Origin of the sequence: Streptomyces coryli (assembly GCF_011044975.1) — a bacterium.
Classification (GTDB): Bacteria; Actinomycetota; Actinomycetes; order Streptomycetales; family Streptomycetaceae; genus Streptomyces; species Streptomyces coryli.
Map to the genome: position 1 here is coordinate 1 of NZ_JAAKZV010000181.1, position 17047 is coordinate 17047.

At 71.5% G+C, this 17047-nt stretch carries 17 protein-coding genes; 13 read left to right on the forward strand and 4 right to left on the reverse strand.

What is annotated here, in order from left to right; genetic code table 11:
- The 4 genes from G5C51_RS29805 to G5C51_RS29820 all read right to left on the reverse strand — a co-directional run.
- On the reverse strand, positions 1–756 hold a 756-nt coding region (locus G5C51_RS29805; RefSeq protein ID WP_165241720.1), incomplete at its 3' end, for an ATP-binding cassette domain-containing protein.
- Positions 757–800: 44 nt separating this feature from the next.
- Positions 801–1694: an ABC transporter permease gene (locus tag G5C51_RS29810; protein WP_165241696.1), complete on the reverse strand. Its 894-nt coding sequence runs from the start codon at positions 1692–1694 to the stop codon at positions 801–803.
- Entirely contained in the window at positions 1687–2652 is a 966-nt protein-coding gene (locus G5C51_RS29815; RefSeq protein WP_165241722.1) for an ABC transporter permease, read from the reverse strand. Before G5C51_RS29815 ends, G5C51_RS29810 begins: the two co-directional genes overlap by 8 nt.
- Before the next feature lie 29 nt (positions 2653–2681).
- The gene (locus G5C51_RS29820) at positions 2682–4277 is read right to left on the reverse strand and encodes an ABC transporter substrate-binding protein (protein WP_165241698.1); all 1596 of its coding nucleotides are present in this window, start codon (positions 4275–4277) and stop codon (positions 2682–2684) included.
- A gap of 275 nt (positions 4278–4552) precedes the next feature.
- Here G5C51_RS29820 and G5C51_RS29825 point away from each other — a divergent pair, with 275 nt between their 5' ends.
- From G5C51_RS29825 to G5C51_RS29885, 13 genes are all read left to right on the forward strand, one after another.
- On the forward strand, positions 4553–6064 hold the full coding sequence (locus G5C51_RS29825) for a beta-ketoacyl-[acyl-carrier-protein] synthase family protein (RefSeq protein WP_338118348.1): 1512 nt from the start codon (positions 4553–4555) through the stop codon (positions 6062–6064).
- 112 nt (positions 6065–6176) lie between these two features.
- Positions 6177–6929 (forward strand): SDR family oxidoreductase, encoded by a 753-nt coding sequence (locus tag G5C51_RS29830; RefSeq protein WP_165241700.1) that lies wholly within the window; start codon positions 6177–6179, stop codon positions 6927–6929.
- Between the two features lie 117 nt (positions 6930–7046).
- On the forward strand, positions 7047–7511 hold the full coding sequence (locus tag G5C51_RS29835; RefSeq protein ID WP_338118349.1) for a 2,4'-dihydroxyacetophenone dioxygenase family protein: 465 nt from the start codon (positions 7047–7049) through the stop codon (positions 7509–7511).
- Between the two features lie 98 nt (positions 7512–7609).
- On the forward strand, positions 7610–8572 hold the full coding sequence (locus tag G5C51_RS29840; protein WP_165241704.1) for a LysR family transcriptional regulator: 963 nt from the start codon (positions 7610–7612) through the stop codon (positions 8570–8572).
- 129 nt (positions 8573–8701) lie between these two features.
- A complete protein-coding gene (locus G5C51_RS29845; protein ID WP_165241706.1) occupies positions 8702–9355 on the forward strand; it encodes an RraA family protein in 654 nt (217 codons plus the stop codon).
- Positions 9356–9363: 8 nt separating this feature from the next.
- A complete protein-coding gene (locus G5C51_RS29850) occupies positions 9364–10329 on the forward strand; it encodes a sugar kinase (protein ID WP_165241708.1) in 966 nt (321 codons plus the stop codon).
- A gap of 6 nt (positions 10330–10335) precedes the next feature.
- Entirely contained in the window at positions 10336–11466 is a 1131-nt protein-coding gene (locus tag G5C51_RS29855; RefSeq protein WP_165241710.1) for an ABC transporter substrate-binding protein, read from the forward strand.
- Positions 11463–12263, forward strand: a complete 801-nt coding sequence (locus G5C51_RS29860; RefSeq protein ID WP_338118350.1) for an ABC transporter permease — start codon at positions 11463–11465, stop codon at positions 12261–12263. Before G5C51_RS29855 ends, G5C51_RS29860 begins: the two co-directional genes overlap by 4 nt.
- Positions 12263–13114, forward strand: coding sequence for an ABC transporter permease (locus G5C51_RS29865; protein WP_165241712.1), 852 nt, complete (start codon positions 12263–12265; stop codon positions 13112–13114). The genes G5C51_RS29860 and G5C51_RS29865 overlap by 1 nt, the downstream gene beginning before the upstream one ends.
- Complete coding sequence (locus tag G5C51_RS29870) at positions 13111–13908, forward strand: ABC transporter ATP-binding protein (protein ID WP_165241714.1); 798 nt, start codon at positions 13111–13113, stop codon at positions 13906–13908. The genes G5C51_RS29865 and G5C51_RS29870 overlap by 4 nt, the downstream gene beginning before the upstream one ends.
- Positions 13880–14236 (forward strand): hypothetical protein, encoded by a 357-nt coding sequence (locus G5C51_RS29875; RefSeq protein WP_165241716.1) that lies wholly within the window; start codon positions 13880–13882, stop codon positions 14234–14236. The genes G5C51_RS29870 and G5C51_RS29875 overlap by 29 nt, the downstream gene beginning before the upstream one ends.
- Positions 14237–14350: 114 nt before the next feature.
- Complete coding sequence (locus G5C51_RS29880) at positions 14351–15331, forward strand: LysR family transcriptional regulator (RefSeq protein ID WP_165241718.1); 981 nt, start codon at positions 14351–14353, stop codon at positions 15329–15331.
- A 112-nt stretch (positions 15332–15443) separates the two neighbouring features.
- Entirely contained in the window at positions 15444–17030 is a 1587-nt protein-coding gene (locus G5C51_RS29885) for an aminotransferase class V-fold PLP-dependent enzyme (RefSeq protein WP_206314474.1), read from the forward strand.
- Positions 17031–17047: the final 17 nt, after the last annotated feature.

Here is a 17047-nt window from a genome sequence, read left to right on the forward strand (position 1 = left end):
CTCCGGGAGGGCGTTCAGGAGGGCGTGGGCGTAGGGGTGGCGGGGGCCGGGGTCCGTGAAAAAGGCTTTCGCCTCGGCCGTTTCGGCGATCCTGCCCGCGTACATGACCGCCACCCGGTCCGCGATGCGTTCGGCCGCGGCGAGGTCGTGGGTGATGATCAGCAGGGCGTGGCCGGCGTCGACGTGGCGGCGGAGTTCGTCGACGGTGGAGTCGACGAGGTCGCGGTCCAGGCCGGTGGTGGGTTCGTCGGCGATCAGCAGTGGGGCTCCGCCGACCAGCGCCAGCGCGGTGGCGGCGCGCTGGGCCAGGCCGCCGGAGAGTTCGTGCGGATGACGGTCGAGGTGGCCGGGCGGGAAGTGGGCGCGGGCGGCGGCCTTTTCGGTGGCTTCGGCCAGGCCTGCCTTCGGGGTGTCCGTCAGTTCCCGGATCGTTTCGGCCAGTTGCGAGCGGACGGTACGGACCGGGGTGAGGTGGGCCGCCGGGGACTGCGGGATCAGGCCGATCCGGCGGCCGCGGACCCTGCGGGCGAGATGCTGCTCGTCCGCACCCAGGAGTTCCAGGCCGTCGTCGAGAGTGGCGGTGCCGGTGGTGTCGGCGTTCTCCGGGAGGAGGCCGAGGAGTGCGGAGGCGAGGACGGATTTGCCGCAGCCGCTTTCGCCGACCAGGGCCAGGCACTCCCCCGCCTTCAGGTCGAAGGAGACGTCGTTGACGGCGGCGATGTGCCGTCCTGCGCGCATGCGGAAGCGGACGGACATCTCGCGTACGGACAGCAGCGGCGGCTGCTCGGCGTTGGCGGCGGTCACAGCATCAGCTCCGATTGGCGGCGCGGATTGAGGCGTTCGCGCCAGGCGGCGGCGAGTCCCGCGACGGCAAGGGTGGGGACGACGATGAACAGGCCGGGGAAGGCGACCGGCCACCAGTCCCCCGCCAGCAGCGCGCCGCGGCCGCCGGAGACCATGGCGCCGAGGCTCGCGGTATGGGCGGGCAGGCCGAGGCCCAGGAACGACAGGGCGCTTTCGTGCCAGATGGCGTGCGGCACCATCAGCACCGCGGCGAGCGCCGCCTGCGGCAGCACGCCGGGGATCAGGTGCCGCACGGCCACCCGCCGGCGGGACGCACCGCCCGAGATGGCGGCGTCGATGAACGGGCGGCCGCGCAGGGAGAGGACTTCGGCGCGGACGATGCGGGCGGTCGAGACCCAGTGGGTCAGCCCTACGGAGATGATCACTGGCCAGACACCGGGGCGGAACATCGCCACGATGAAGATGCCGAGCAGCAGGTGCGGCACGGACGAGAAGGTGTCGACCAGGCGCATCACCAGACGGTCGAGGCGGCCGCCCAGCGCCCCCGCGAGGGCTCCGACGGCGGTGCCGATCACGGTGGCAACCAGCGCGGCGACCACGCCGACGAGCAGCGAGACGCGCAGCCCGTAGACGCAGCGCAGCAGCACGTCGCGGCCGACGTCGTCGGTGCCGAAGAGGTGGGACCACGACGGCGGGTTCAGCTTGGCGGTGATGTCGACCGCCTGCTGGTCGAGTTGCGCGAGGGGCGGTACGACGAGCACGGCCAGGACCACCAGGATCACGATCGCGCTGGACGTACGTATGCGCAGGGTGCGGGCGGAGCGGCGCTTGGCGCCGCGGGTGCGCCAGCCGCCGGCACCGGCGCCCGCCCCTGTCAGGGAGTCAGCCATCGAAGCCCACCCTCGGGTCGGCCAGTCCGTACAGCAGGTCGGAGATCAGGTTGCCGAGCAGCACCGCCGCCGTCGCCAGTACGGTCAGCGCGGCCAGCAGCGGGAAGTCGACCCCGGTGGCCGCCTCCACGGTGGCGGCGGCGATACCGGGCCAGCTGAACACGGTCTCGATCAGCAGCGCGCCGGTGATGAGTTCCGGGACGCGGGTGCCGATGAGGGTGAGGACGGGCAGCAGGCCGGAGCGCAGCGCATGGCCGAAGAGCACCGTACGCGGGGCGAGGCCGCGGGCCTTGGCGCCGCGCACCGGGTCCTCGTCCAGGGCGTCGCCGACGCCTTGGCGTACGTAGAGCACGAACCACGGCAGCTGCGATACGGCCAGCACCGACGCGGGCAGCAGCAGATGGCTGCCGACCTGGCCGAAGGTGGCCGTGTCGGTGCCGGTGTCGGTGAGTCCGCCGGCGGGCAGCACGCCCAGCTGGAGCGCGAACAGCCAGACGGCGAGCAGCCCGAGCCAGAACGGCGGCGCGGCCTCGAGGCTGTACGCGAGCGAGGTGACCGTACGGTCGAGGAGGCCGCCGCGGCGGCGGGCGGCGAGCACGCCGAGCAGCGTGCCCACCACCACGGCGGCGGCGAACGCGACCGCGCACAGCAGCATCGTCCAGCCGATGCGTTCGCCGATCACGGCGGCGACCGGCTGCCGCATGCTGGTGGAGTCGCCGAGGTCCCCCGACAGGGCGGTGGTCAGCCAGTCCCACCAGCGGGCGGCGAACGGCTGGTCGGCGCCCAGGTTGGCGCGCAGGTCGGCGAGGGCCTCCTTCGAGGCGGTCATTCCGGCGGTGCCGGCGTAGGCCTTGACCGGGTCGAAGGGTGAGGCCGCGGCGATGGCGAAGACGCCGAAGGTGACGGCGAGCAGCACGGGCGCCGCGTGCAGCAGGCGGCGCCCGGCCATGCGTGCCATCGCCGTGTACGGGAGGGGGCGGGCGGCGGTCACTGCTTCGGCTGCCAGCTCTCGGCGTTCCACCACGGGCCGGTGCCGTAGCCGTGGTCGTGCGGCTCGATCTGGGTGGTGAGGTTCTGCCAGCGGTCGCCGATCACGTAGAGGTGGTCGATGTGGGTGAGGAAGATGTAGCCGGGGTCCTTGGCGAGTTCGCGCTGGACCGTGTCGTAGGACTTCTTCCGCTCGGCCTTCTTGCCGCTCTGCCGGCCCTTCTCCAGGGCGGCGTCGACGGCCGGGTTGTCGTACGAGGCCATGTTGTTGAAGCCCTCCCCGGCGAGGGAGGAGTGCAGCATGCCGTGCAGGTCGAAGTCGGGGTCGGCGGGGCTGCCGCCGCCGGCGAGGACCGCGTCGCGCTTCATGCGCGGTTCGATCACCTCCCAGCTGCCGCTCTCCACCTTGGCGTCGACGCCGAGCTTCTTGGCGTCGGCGGCGAAGGCGAGGGCGTGCTGCTGGCGGAGCTTGTCGCCCGCCGGGTACCAGAGGGTGAAGGCGGCGCGCTTGCCGTCCTTGGTGCGGATGCCGCCGGCGCCCGGCTTCCAGCCGCCGTCGGTGAGGATCCGCTTGGCGCGGGCGGGGTCGTGGGCGCGCTCGGTGCCCTTGGCGAACCATTCGCTGGTGGTCGGGACCGGGCCGTAGGCGGCGTGGCCTGCACCTTCGAGGAGCCCGTCGACCATCGCCTTGCGGTCGACGCCGATGTCGAGGGCGCGGCGGACGGCCTTGTCGCCGGTGACCGGGTTGCCGGTGGGGAGGGTGACCGCGCGGTGGTCGGCGGTCTCCGCGGCAAGAGTCTTCTGGCCCTGCTCGCCCTTGAAGGCCTTGGCGAGGTTCGGCGGCAGGATGGCGCCGTCGAGGTCGCCGGCGCGCAGCCGGGTGGCGCGGATGTCGTCGTCCATGATGATCGCCATGGTGAGCTTGCGGACCTTCGGCTTCGGGCCCCAGTAGCGGGGGTTCGCCTTGAAGGAGAGCTTCTCGCCCTTGCTCCAGCCGGCCAGGGTGTACGGGCCGGTGCCTATCGGCTTGGTGTTGAACGGGCCGGTGTTGACGTCGCCGTTGCCGGCGGCGTGCTTCGGTGCGATCGGCAGCACGGTGCGCTCGGCGAAGGCGGCGTACGGGTACTTCAGGCGGAAGACGACGGTGTGGTCGCCCTTGGCCTCGACGTCCCGCACCGCGTCCAGCTCGCCCTTGGAGGGGTTGTTGGTCTTCGGGTCGAGGATCGTGTCGTACGTGAAGACGACGTCCTGGGCGGTGAACGGCTTGCCGTCGGAGAACTTCACGCCCTTGCGGAGCCGGTACGTGTAGGTCTTGCCGCCATCGCCGACCTCGGGCAGCGCGGCCGCGAGGGCCGGCCGCAGCCGCATGTCGGCGTCCCGGGTCAGCAGGCCGTCGAAAATCTTGGAGTTCCCGTCCTTGCCGTATCCGAGCAGCGGGCTCAGGGTGTCCGGCTCGTACGCGACGCCGACGACGGCCGAGTCCTTCGACCTCCCGGCGGCACCGGGCTTCGATGGATCCGAGCAGGCCGCGGCCCCCGCCGCGACCGATCCGAGTACCGCTGCTGCCACCAGCGTCCGTGCGCCACGGGCCGACATGCCCCACACCCCTGTTGAAGATCGACTGTTATTGCAAAGCTGTCGCAATTAAACAGCATGAGGGTGCTCCGGATCACGGGGGTCGGCGGGACTTTTGCCCACCCGCGGCCCGGCGAATGTCACGCGACGCCGGGACCATCGGCCCGAGATGGCACATACGGCGCGCCGAAGTGATCTGCACCACCCCGGCGAGCGGAGGGACGTGGCAACACTGATGCCATCGGGACGGTCGATATGTCCGTTCTGCCCTTCCTTCCCCTGCCCAAGGAACCACCGTGAACGCTCACGCGCAGCATCAGTCCCGCACCATCCACACCTGCACCGGCGGCGAACTCGTCCCCGGTGACGTCCTGCTGGCCGGCATCGGACAGCGACTGGTGGTGATGGCCACCGAACCGGCCGGCGAGGAGCACATAGACCTCAGCCTGCGGCCGCTGGACGGCGGTCCCGGGCTCCGTCGCCGGATGCGGCGGTTCGACTCCGTGGACGTACTCATGGAGCGGGTCGACCCGGCCCAGGTCGGCCAGACCGCTCCGGAACCCGCCCGGCCGCGGCGCCGCAAGGTCGTCGTCACCGGTGTGGGCGCCATCAGCCCGCTCGGCGGTGACGCCGCGAGCACCTGGGAGGGGCTGCTCGCCGGGGTGTCGGGGGCGCGCGAGCTGACCGGTGCGGAGTTCGCGGAGCTGCCCGTCAAGGTGGCCGCGACCGCCGCGCTGGACCCCGCCGACGTACTGCCGCGCAGCCAGGCGCGGACGATGAACCGCTCGACGCAGTTCGCGGTCCTCACCGCGCGCGAGGCCTGGTCCGACGCGGGGCTCGAGTCGGCCGCCGTCGAGTCCGAGCGGGTCGGCGTATCCGTCGGCACGATCATCGGCGGTGCGCCGGTGATGGTCGACGCGCATCGTTCGCTGACCGACAAGGGCGCCCGGCGGGTCTCCCCGCACACCACGCCCATGCTCGTGCCCAACGCGTCCGCCGCGCACATCGCCATCGAGCTCGGGGCGCGCGGTGAGGCCCGTACCGTCGTGGCCGCCTGCGCCTCCGGGACCGAGGCGATCGGCCTGGCCGTCGACCGTATCCGCGACGGGCATGTGGACGTCATGGTGGCCGGTGGCACCGAAGCGGTGATCACGCCGGAGATCATGGCGGGCTTCGCGAACATGCGGGCGCTGTCCCCGGCCGCCGACGGCCCCGAGGGCGCCGCCAGGCCGTTCGACCGGGACCGGGACGGCTTCGTCCTCGGCGAGGGCGCCGGCTTCCTGGTGCTCGAGGACGAGGAGCACGCTCTTGCCCGGGGCGCCCGTATCTACTGCGAGGCGGCGGGCTGGGGTGTCTCCGCCGACGCGCACCACATGACGGCGCCGGAGCCGGAGGGCACCGGCATCATCGAGGCCGTACGCAAGGCGCTGGACTCGGCGCAGGCCGAGGCGGCCGATGTGGTCCACATCAACGCGCACGCCACCGCCACCCCGGTCGGGGACGCGGCGGAGGCGGCCGCGGTGCGCAGCCTCTTCGGGCCGGATGCCGTTCCGGTCACCGCACCCAAGGGTGCCCTCGGTCATCTCCAGGGCGGCGCCGGGGGTGTTGAGGCCGTGGCGACCGTGCTGACGCTGCATCATGGGCTGATTCCGCCGACCGCGGGGCTGACCGAGCCCGAGCCGGACCTCGGCCTCGACGTGGTCACCGGTGCGCCGCGGGCGCTGGAGTCGCCCGGGGTCGCGCTGTCCAACTCCTTCGGGTTCGGCGGCCACAACGCGGTGCTGGCCTTCCGCAGCCGGGCCGCCTGAGGCGAGCCCTCCGCCACAACCGAATAGCCCCCATGCCTCCCGCGGATGAGACCTGACGCCCCGCCAGGCGCTGTGCTGCACTCGCATCAGTCGAGTGCCGAAGGAGACCGACGTGCAGCAGGACCAGGCGGGGCGGGCCGGCCGGAGGACCGTGGTCGTGACCGGCGGGACCAGTGGGATCGGTGCCGCGATCGGGCGGCGGTTCGCCGCGGACGGGGACCGGGTCATCGCCGTCGGGCTGCCCGCCGCGGTCGCTTCGGATGAGGAGGGGGGCGTGGGCGAGAGCGCACCCGCCGGGCGGATCGAGACGGTGGAGCTCGATGTCACGCACGGGGAGGAGCTGAGCCGCTTCCTCGGCGGGCTGGACGAGCTGCATGTGCTGGTGAACGCCGCCGGGATCATCGCCCGGGACGAGGAGTTCGACCCGGGGACCTTCGCGCATGTGGTCAATGTGAACCTCACCGGCACCATGCACATGTGCACGGGAGCCCGGACGGCCCTTGCCCAATCCCGCGGCTGCATCGTCAATATCGCCTCCATGCTGAGCTACTTCGGCGGCGCGCGGGTGCCCGCCTACAGCTCCAGCAAGGGCGGCGTCATGCAGCTGACGAAGTCCCTCGCCGTCGCCTGGGCCGGGCAGGGAATCCGCGTGAACGCGGTCGCGCCGGGCTGGATCCGTACCGGCCTGACCCGGGATCTGCACGAGAGCGAGGCGACCAGCCGGCGCATCATCGACCGGACGCCGATGCGGCGCTGGGGCACTCCCGCGGATGTGGCGGGGGCCGTTTCCTTTCTTGCCGGGCCCGATGCGACGTTCATTACCGGGGCGGTGCTGGCTGTTGACGGTGGTTATCTCGCTTGCTGAGCTTGCTGAGTTTGCTGCGCTTTCTGAGTTGAGGGGTTGTTTCGTCGTACGCGCCTGAGAGGGGTCTTTCGCATGGGTTCGTCTGATGCTGCCGGGGCTGTCATTCCCACGTCTTCCGTGGTGCCCCCCGAAATCGCCGTGGCCGCCATGCCCGACGACGACCGGGTATGGGTTCCGCAGGCGCCGAATGTGTGGTTCCGGCCGCTGATGTTCAATACCGTCACCGGGCAGTGGTGCAATCTGCTGAAGGTGACTGCCTCCGGAATTGTTTCCCGGCACCGGCATCCGGGGGTGGTCTTCGGATACGTCGTCAAGGGCAAGTGGCATTACTACGAGCATGATTGGGTCGCCGAGGCCGGACACTTCGTGTACGAGCCGCCCGGCGAGATCCACACGCTCGCGGTGCCGCCGGACTGCGACGAAATGATCACGTTCTTCAACATCAACGGGGCCATGGCCTACGTGGACGAGAACGGCGTCCAGACCGGGTACGAGGACACCTTCACGAAGATCGACATGTGCCGGGCGCACTACGAGAAGGTGGGGCTCGGCGGCGGCTACGTCGACCAGTTCATCCGCTGATGTCCGCCGGGCGCGGTGGCTCCGCCGATCACGTGCCGTTCACGCCGCGCTGTCCCGCGGGTAGCGTGCTTTCCGATCACGGTGATCGGAGGGCGGCCATGGACCTCAGCAGCGTGCACCACTACCGAATCGACTGGATAGCCAGCTTCGTCGCGGTCGCCCACCACGGCAGCTTCTCCGCCGCGGCCAAGGCGCTGTACCGGTCGCAGCCGCGGGTGAGCAGCCATGTGGCCGCGCTGGAGCGGCTGGTGGGGCGACGCCTGGTGGACCGGTCCGTGCAGCCGGCCATCCTCACCCCGGAGGGGCGGGGGCTGCTGCCGCACGCCGAGGAAATCATCCGACGTCTCGACCTGCTGGCCGAGCTCGCCGACGGCACGGTGTGCGGCACGGTCCGGCTCGGCTGCTATCCGAGCGTGGCCGCGTATCTGTATCCCCGGGTGGTACGGGCCTTGCGGGCCACCCATCCGCAGGTGCGGCTCGTGCTGCACGAGGGGCCGAGCATCGAGCTGGGGCAGCGGCTCACCGACGGGAGCGTCGACCTGGCCGTACGGCCGCTGCATCCGCTGGTCAACTCCGACCGGGTGGCCAGTCAGGTGCTGTGGCGCGAGCCGCTCGTCGCCGTCTTCCGGGACGATCACCCCCTCGCCACCGCGAGCGGCGTGACCCTCGCCCGTACGGCCGCGCTGCCGGTCATCAGCATCGGGGAGAGCGACGACGGACACAGCCGGCAGTACGAGACCAACCTCGCCTTCGCCAACCTCGGGCTGCAGCCGGTGATCTGCGAACGCACCAACCAGCCGCAGACGCTCATCTCGCTGGTACGGCACGGCCTGGGCGTCGGCGTCACCAACGCACTCGCCATGACCACCGCGGACACCTCCGGCGTCGCCCTGGTGCCGATCAGCGACGCGAACTGCGAGCGCGTCGTGGCCACTTGGTGGCGGCTGGGCGAGGTCTCACCCGCGGTGGAGGCCGTCAGGGAGACATTGGGCAAGCTGCCGGTGCCCGAATGGCCGTGGACATCCGCGAGCCGGATACCGGCATCCGCGACCGAGGATTAACGCGCGACCGCGTCGCTCCTAGTGTTCGCCGGGCGGAAGTCAACGCATTCCGTACGGCGCCGTGCGCGAGCCGTATCAATTCCGTCCGGCGGTCCCCTCGCCGGCGAAGCAGACGGGAGCTCACCCCACATGGCCACGATTCCTGACGAGACCGTCGAGGCTTTCCGTTCCATTGCCACCGCCTCGGTCGCCGATGCCGTCGAGCAGCACGGACTGCGGGGCTTTCTCGCGGGCAGCATCCGGCAGGTTCTCCCCGGCCGGAAACTTGTCGGGCCCGCCGTGACCGTCCAGGAGGTCCCCTCCCCCGAACCCGCGCCGCCGGAGCACGCGCTGCAGGCCATCGACGAATCGGCGCCGGGAAGTGTGGTGTGCATAGCCGCCGGCGGCGCCGAAGTCGCCATATGGGGCGGGCTGATGACCGCCGGGGCCGTGGCGAACCGTATCGCCGGGGCGGTGCTGGACGGCGGTGTGCGGGACGTGGAGGAGATCCGGCGGGACTATCCGGACTTCGCCGTCTATGCGCGCGGGGCCGTTCCGGCGACGACCGTGGGCCGCTATCGGACCGTATTCCTCAATGAGCCGGTGGAGATCGGCGGCGCGGCCGTCTCCCCCGGGGATCTGATCGTCGCCGACAGCGACGGCGTGGTGTGCGTGCCCGCGCATCTCGTCGACAAGGTGCTCGAGGCCGCCCAGGACATCGAGCGGCGGGAGCGGGAGCAGACCGCGCTGATCCTCGAGTCGGGTTCGCTGCGCGGCGGGCTCGAGAAGTACAACCGGATCTGAGGCGGCGCATGGATGTCATCGCGGTCGGCGAGCCGCTGCTGGAGTTCAATTCCACCGGTGCCGCGGACGAGCCCGTCGCGGCCGGTACCGCCTTCGCCGTCGGGTACGGCGGAGATACGAGCAACACGGCGATCGCCGCGGCCCGTTCAGGGGCCCGCGCGGGGTACGTCACCCGGATCGGGGACGACGACTTCGGGGACGCCTTCGTCCGGCTGTGGGAGCGCGAGGGCGTCGCGACCGAGCAGGTGATCCGCGAGCCGGGTGGCCGCACCGGGATCTATTTCATCGCCCGTACGCCGTCGGCGAGTTCGTTCACGTACTACCGGGCCCACTCCCCCGCCAGCCGGCTCGCACCCGAGGACATCCCCGAGGAGGCGATCGCCGGGGCCCGGCTGCTGCACCTGTCCGGGATCACCCAGGCGATCTCCCCCTCCGCCTGCGACGCGGCGTTCCACGCCATGGAGACGGCGCGGCGGGCGTCGACGCTGATCTCGTACGACCCGAATCTGCGGCCCGCGCTGTGGCCCGCCGAGCGGGCCCGGGCGGTGGTGCTGCGCAGCGTGGAGCTGTGCGACATCGCGCTGCCGAATCTGGAGGAGGGCCGGGTGATCACCGGGCTGCAGGAGCCCGAGGAGGTGCTCGACGCCTTCGTGCGGCGCGGCCCGTCGATCGTGGCGCTGAAGCTGGGCGCGCAGGGGGTGCTGCTGGCGCACGACGGCCAGGTGACCCGGATCCCGCCGCACCCGGTGACGCCGGTGGACTCCACCGGGGCCGGCGACACCTTCGACGGCGCGTTCGCGGCGCGGCTGACCGGCGGCGCGTCGCCCGTGGAAGCGGCGCACTACGCGGCGGTCGCGGCCGCGCTCACCACGACCGGGCCCGGCGCCGTCACCCCCATACCGCACCGCGGCGTCGTCGACGCCGCGATCGGCGCCGAGAAACCACCCGTCAACCGGAGACCGATCAGGAGATGAGAAGTCATGGGTAGCGCCATACGCCAGGCCCTGGTGGCGGCATGCTCGGGGATGCTGCTGCTCGCGGGGTGTTCCGACGGATCGACCGTGGACGACGACGTGGCCGGCGCCGGCGGCGCCGAGCCCACGCAGGTCAAAGCGGGGTATGTGTCGGCCATCGACCAGGTCGGGCTGCCGGCCGGGGTCGAGGCCGGCTATTTCGACGAGGAGAACCTCAACGTCAAGCTGGCCCAGCCGTATCCGACCGGCGTGGACGCCCTCAACGCGCTGCAGGCCGGTGAGGTCGACTTCGTGCAGGTCGGCACCCCGGCCATCGCCGCGGCGCAGAAGGGCATCGACCTGGCGCTGGTCGGCAACTACACCGGGTCGGCGAGCCAGCGCAGCATCGACGAGACGATGGCGGTGGTGGCGGGCTCCAAGTCCGGCGTCAGCAAGGAGCTGTCGTCGCTGAAGGGCAAGAAGATCGGCGTCTCCGAGGGGTCGATCAACCACCTGTATCTGCTGGGCGTGCTGGACAAGGCCGGGCTCAAGACCAGCGACGTGAAGATCGTGAACACCGAGCCGCCGGACATGGCGGTGGCGCTGAAGACCGGCGGCATCGACGTGGCGATCGTCTGGGATCCGTTCCCGATCTCCATCACCGACTCGGTGCCGGGCGCCAAGGAGGTGCTGCGCGGCGGCGGTTACATTCCGTTCGTCGGCTACATCGTCACCACGCCCGAGTACGCCAAGAAGCACCCGGAGGAGGTGCGGCGCTTCCTCACCGCACGGGCCAGGACCGACCAGTGGATGCGCAAGAACCCGCAGGACGCGGCGGATTCCGCGACCCGCTGGCTGCCGGGCACGAAGAAGGCCGTGGCGCGCGAGGCGATGAAGCACAACGTCAAGCAGCTCGACCCGCGCTTCTCCGCCTGCAACTACCTCGCCCTCGACACCCTGGCCCGGCTGCTGGCCGCGCAGGGCGATGTGAAGTCCGGATTCGACGTCGGCAAGTACTTCGACCCGGAGCCGATCCTCGACGTGATGTCGAAGAGCAGCAAGCTCTTCGCCGATCTGCCGCCGGTGCCTGAAGCCGCCGGGATCGAGCGCGGCTACACCTTCGAGCGCGGCTCCGCTTCCAAGGCCTGCCCGTCGTGACGGCGCAGTCGGTGAAGCCCGGGGCGCGAAGGGTCGGCCCGGCGCTGTGGTTCGTCGGGCCGCTGGCCGTGCTGGTGGCGGTGTGGGCGGTCGCGGTCGCCGCGGCCGGGACGCCGATGCGGGTGTTCCCGCAGGTCGGCGACGTGGCGGCGGCGATCGGTGACATGGCCTCGAGCGGCGATCTGTTCCGCCATCTGGGCGCGAGCCTCAGGCGGATGGGACTGGGGATCGTCCTGGCGCTGGTGACGGCGCTGCCGTTCGGGATCGCGCTCGGGTCGAGCCGGCTGCTGTCGGCGTTCTTCGCGCCGCTGCTGCGGTTCTCGGTGGCGCTGGCGGGCATCGCCTGGATTCCGGTGGCGACGCTGTGGTTCGGGTACGGGGACCGCGCGGTGATCTTCATCGTGTGGAACGCGATGTTCTTCGCGCTCACCTACAACGCGATGCTGGGCGTGCGGCAGATCCCGCTGCAACTGCTGCGCGCCGCCCGGAGTATGGGCACGTCCCGCACCCGGATGTTCACCGAGGTGCTGCTGCCCGGCGCGCTGCCGAGCATCGTGACCGGGCTGCGGGTCGGCCTCGGATACGGCTGGCGCGGGCTGGTGGCCGCCGAGATCATCGCGTCCGACGCGGGCCTCGGCTATGCCCTGTTCCAGGCGCAGAAGTACTTCCGCACCGACGTCATCATCGCCTCGATGGTGATCATCGGGGTGTTGTGGCTGCTGATGGACCGGCTGCTGCTGGCGCCGCTGGAGCGGCGCACCGTGCAGCGGTGGGGCATGACGGGAGTGGGGCGCTGATGACCACGGTATCCGCGAAGCCCGTACGGACCACCGCGCGGCCGCCCCGCCCGGCGCCGCTGTGGCGCCGCCTCGTCCGTACCGGCACCTTCCGCACCCTCGGGCCCTTCGTGCCGGTGATCGCGCTGTGGTGGCTGGTGGCAGCCCTCGAGGTGTTCCCCGAGTCGTTCTTCGTCGGGCCGCCCGAGGTCGTCGACAAGCTCGGCGAGCTGCTGGAGAAGGGCATCCTGCCCGGCTATCTGTCGGATTCGCTGACCCGGCTCGGGTACGGGGTGGGGTTCGGGCTGCTGATCGGGCTGCCGCTGGGTTACGCGGTGGCGATGCTGCCGCGGCTGCGCCGGTTCTGCTGGCCGATCCTGCTGTTCTTCCAGGCCATCGCGGACATCGCGTGGCTGCCGATCGTGATCGTGTGGTTCGGGTTCAGCCTGACGTCGGTGACGTTCGTGCTCGTGTACACGATCGTCTTCCCGCTGATGCTGAGCGTCGTCGCGGGCGTCGAGCAGGTGCCGCGGGAGCTGATCCGCGCCGCCCGGTCGCTGGGTGCCGGGCGGTGGCGGGTGTTCCTGGAGGTGATCGTGCCCGGCGCGCTGCCGTCGGTGGCCGGCGGGATCCGTACCGGCCTCGGTTACGGCTGGCGGGCGCTGGTGGCCGCCGAGATCATCGTCGGCACCAGCGGTGTCGGCTTCATGATGTTCGACGCCCGCCGGGTCGGCGACATCAGCCAGGTGTTCCTGGGCATGGCGGTGCTCGGGGCGCTCTGGTACGCGCTGGACGCGCTGATTCTGGCCCCGTTCGAGCGGGCGACCGTCGAACGCTGGGGAATGGTACGCAGGTTGGAGGCCGACGGATGACCGCCCTGGAGATAAGCGGGCTGCGCAAGACATACACGGACGACTACAGCGGTGAGGAGGTCACCGCGATCGACGAGGTCTCCTTCGGCGTGGAGAAGGGCGAGTTCGTGTCGGTGCTGGGGCCGAGCGGCTGCGGCAAGACGACCGTGCTGAACATCGTCGCCGGGTTCGTGGACCTCAGCGGCGGCACGGTGGTGGTGGACGGCCGGCCGGTGGCGGGGCCTGGCCCTGACCGCGGGGTGGTGTTCCAGAGCCATGCGCTGTTCCCGTGGAAGACGGCGTACGGGAACGTCGTCTTCGGGCTGCGGATGCGCGGTGTGCCGCGGACGGAGCGCGACGAGCGGGCGCGGGAGTATCTGGACCTCGTCGGTCTCGGCGGCTTCGAGCACCGCTATCCGCACGAGCTGTCCGGCGGCATGCAGCAGCGTCTGGGGGTGGCCCGGGTGCTGGCGAACGAGCCGGCGGTGATGCTGATGGACGAGCCGTTCGCGTCCATCGACGCGCAGACCCGGCGGAAGCTGCAGGAGGACCTCACCCGGATCTTCGAGAGCCGGCGGCCGACGGTCTTCTTCGTCACGCATGACGTGGACGAGGCGGTGTTCCTCTCCGACCGGGTGGTGGTGCTGTCCGGGCGGCCCAGCCGGGTGCGGGACATCGTCGAGGTGCCGCTGTCGCGGCCGCGGCGGTGGGACGAAGCCCTCGCCCTGCCCGCGTTCCGGGCCACCGCGAACCGGGTGAACGAGCTGCTGGCGGGAGATGAGGACGATGCCGGTCACCTCGACGCTGTTTCGTAGGGCCGTAACGAGCCCGACGCTGCGCAAGCTCGCGGTGCTGGTGCTGATCGTGGTGGCGTATCAGGTGTGGCTGAGCGTGCAGGCAGGCGGCAAGGCGGGCCCCGGTGTCGGCGCCGAGCGGGATCCGCGCGGGCGGTTCTCGGTCGATGTCCGGCTGGGGTTCGCGCCCGAGCGGTACCACATCCTGCAGCTGCAGAAGCACGGCCGGATCGCCGGGACCGACGGACAGGTGGTGCATCTGCGCGGGGTGGCGCCCGCGGGGGTGGACGCGCTGGCCAGGGAGTACTGGATCAAGAAGATCGAGGCGCCGGAGCCGGGCGCGCGGTGAGCCTGTCCGAAAAGCAACCCCCGCGAACGGGCGTATTCGGAAAGCGGATTGGCCCTCCTCCCATTCCCGGTGTCCGATTGCCGGGCGCCGTCCGCGGCCGGTAGACGAAAGGGCATGCTGCGAACGGATCTCCGCCTCGAATGGCTTGTTTCCTTCCTCGGCGTCGTCGACACCGGCAGCTTCAGCGCGGCGGCGGAGGTGATCCACCGCTCGCAGGGCCGGGTGAGCATGCATGTCGCCGCCCTGGAACGGGAGGCGGGAGTACCGCTGTTCGACCGCGACCGGCGGCCGGTGCGGCTGACCGACGCGGGCGTGGTCTTCGCCGACCACGCCCGCGCCATCCTGCGGCAGCTCGCCGGCGCCGAGGCCGCCATGGCCGGCTACCGGGGCGCGGCGCGCGGGGTGGTGACGCTCGGCAGCTATCCGAGCGCCAGCGTCGCGTTCGTATCGCAGCTGCTGGAGCGGATGGCGCGGACCCGCCCGGCGATCAAGGTGATCCTGGTGGAGCGCTCCACGCTGGAGCTGGACGCCGCCCTCGCCGCCGGTGAAGTGGACATCTGCCTGCGGCCGATGGCGCCGCCGCCCGGCCCGTCGGTGGAGTCGCGGCCGCTGTGGTGGGAGGGGCTGATCGTGGTGCACCCGCCCGACCATCCGCTCGCCGAGCTGCCGGAGCCGCTGCCGCTCGCGGAGGTGGCGGGGCATCCGCTGATCACCATCGGCCGGCTCGGCTCCCCCGAGGCGATGGGCTTCGAGACGTACCGGGCCTTCAGCGAACGCGGCCTGGAGCCCAACGCCGTACAGGCGACGAATCAGCCGCAGACCCTCATCTCGCTGGTCCGCAGCGGCCTGGGCATCGGCGTGACGAACCTGCTCGCCGTCGCCACCACCGACACCGACGGCGTCGTGGCCCGCCGCCTGGACGTGCCCTGCGGGCGCCGGGTGGCCGTGCACTGGTCCACCACCGCCCCGCTGACGCCGCCTGCCCGCACCCTGCTGCGCGAGATCGAGGCGTCCGATGTGCCGGCCGGGACCCGGCGGCTGGGCGAGCGGGGGCCGGTGCCGCGGCCGGGTGCGGGGCGGCTGGTGGCGGGCTGACGAGCGGTCATCCGGGTTGCGGATAGTCGCATCAAGGCGGCGCTCTTAACGCCACCGGCCACCATTTCTAGCGTGTAGCGCACAACGATTGTCGAGGCGGATGGGGACCGGGATGACGGCAGAGAATCTCACGCGCCGCACGGTGCTCGGGCGGAGCGCGGCCGTGGGCGGCGCCCTCGCCCTGGGCCCGCTGGTGGCGGGCGAGGCCGCGGCGGCGAGCGGCAGCGGGCAGGGCACGGCGGCGCAGAAAGGCGGGTACGAGCGCATCGGGGTCCGGCCGCTGATCAACGGCCGCGGCACGTACACGGTCCTCAGCGGCTCGCTGATCCTGCCCGAGGTGCGGTCCGCGATCGACGCGGCGGCCCGGCAGTACGTGCAGCTGGACGAGCTCGCGGACGGCGTCGGCAAGCGGCTCGGCGAGCTGACCCGGGCGGAGTTCGGCATGGTCGCCTCCGGCTGCGCGGCGGCGCTGACGCACGCGTCGGCCGCCTGCACCGCGGGCGGCAACCCCGATCTGCACGTACGGATACCGGACTTGACCGGCTTCGCGAAGACCGAGGCGATCATCCCGAAGCACTCCCGGAATGTGTACGAGGCGGCGATCAGCGCGGTCGGCCTGAAGGTCGTGGAGGTCGAGACCCGCGAGGAGCTGAAGGCCGCGCTCGGCCCGCAGACGGCGCTCGTGTACATCTTCGCCATGCCGCGGGTCGACGAGAGCGAGCTGGATACCAAGACGATCGCCGAGCTCGCCCACGAGAAGGACGTGCCGGTGCTGGTGGACGCGGCCGCCGAGGTCCTCACCATCCCCAACGTGCACCTCGAACGCGGCGCCGACCTGGTCGCGTACAGCGGCGGCAAGGCGCTGCGCGGCCCGCAGTCGGCCGGCATCCTGCTCGGCCGCGAGGACCTGGTGCGCGCCGCCTGGGTGCACAGCGCCCCGCACCACGGCTTCGCCCGCGGCTTCAAGGTCGGCAAGGAAGAGGCGATGGGCATGCTCGCGGCGGTGGAGATGTGGGTGCGCCGCGATCACAAGGCCGAGTACGAGCGGTGGACTTCGTGGCTGAAGACCATCGCGCGGCGGGTGACCGGCGCGGTGCCGGGCGTGACGTCGAAGATCGTGCAGCCGGAGGGCCTGTCCAACCGCACCCCGTCGCTGAACCTGCTGTGGAACGCCGAGAAGGCGGGCGTCAAGGGCCAGACGATCGTGGACGCGCTGTGGGAGGGCACCCCGCGGATCGCCATCAACGCCGCGGGCAGCGACGACCCGGCGCTCTCGGGGTTGTCCATCACCCCGTACATGCTCGAACCCGGCAACGACAAGACCATCGCCGACGAGATCGTCAAGCTGCTCAAGGACCCGCCCCCCGCACCCGAGCCGCCGAAGCCGCCGGCCGTGGACGCGAGCGGCACCTGGGAGCTGGAGATCACGTATACGGCCGGCAAGTCCACGGCGCACGAGCTGAAGCTGAGCCAGGACGGTGCAGAGCTCAAGGGCACCCACCGCGGCGACTTCGTCACCCGGGACGCGACCGGCTCGGTCAGCGGCGCCGACGTGACGGTGCGCAGCAACTACGGCGAGGAGCACGGCGACTCGCTGTCGTTCACCTTCACCGGCACGGTCGACGGCGACCGGATGAGCGGCACGCTCGACATGGGCGAGTACCTGAAGGGCACCTGGAAGGCCGCCCGTAAGTCCTGAACCCCCCTCCCCTCCCC

What these genes read in the sequence shown, in the direction of transcription:
- G5C51_RS29855 (WP_165241710.1), top strand. Translation starts at nt 10,336, where the DNA reads ATGGGTAGCGCCATACGCCAGGCCCTGGTGGCGGCATGCTCGGGGATG.
- G5C51_RS29850 (WP_165241708.1), top strand. Translation starts at nt 9,364, where the DNA reads ATGGATGTCATCGCGGTCGGCGAGCCGCTGCTGGAGTTCAATTCCACC.
- G5C51_RS29820 (WP_165241698.1), bottom strand. Translation starts at nt 4,277, where the DNA reads ATGTCGGCCCGTGGCGCACGGACGCTGGTGGCAGCAGCGGTACTCGGA.
- G5C51_RS29885 (WP_206314474.1), top strand. Translation starts at nt 15,444, where the DNA reads ATGACGGCAGAGAATCTCACGCGCCGCACGGTGCTCGGGCGGAGCGCG.
- G5C51_RS29815 (WP_165241722.1), bottom strand. Translation starts at nt 2,652, where the DNA reads ATGGCACGCATGGCCGGGCGCCGCCTGCTGCACGCGGCGCCCGTGCTG.
- G5C51_RS29810 (WP_165241696.1), bottom strand. Translation starts at nt 1,694, where the DNA reads ATGGCTGACTCCCTGACAGGGGCGGGCGCCGGTGCCGGCGGCTGGCGC.
- G5C51_RS29845 (WP_165241706.1), top strand. Translation starts at nt 8,702, where the DNA reads ATGGCCACGATTCCTGACGAGACCGTCGAGGCTTTCCGTTCCATTGCC.
- G5C51_RS29870 (WP_165241714.1), top strand. Translation starts at nt 13,111, where the DNA reads ATGACCGCCCTGGAGATAAGCGGGCTGCGCAAGACATACACGGACGAC.
- G5C51_RS29840 (WP_165241704.1), top strand. Translation starts at nt 7,610, where the DNA reads ATGGACCTCAGCAGCGTGCACCACTACCGAATCGACTGGATAGCCAGC.
- G5C51_RS29880 (WP_165241718.1), top strand. Translation starts at nt 14,351, where the DNA reads ATGCTGCGAACGGATCTCCGCCTCGAATGGCTTGTTTCCTTCCTCGGC.
- G5C51_RS29875 (WP_165241716.1), top strand. Translation starts at nt 13,880, where the DNA reads ATGCCGGTCACCTCGACGCTGTTTCGTAGGGCCGTAACGAGCCCGACG.
- G5C51_RS29865 (WP_165241712.1), top strand. Translation starts at nt 12,263, where the DNA reads ATGACCACGGTATCCGCGAAGCCCGTACGGACCACCGCGCGGCCGCCC.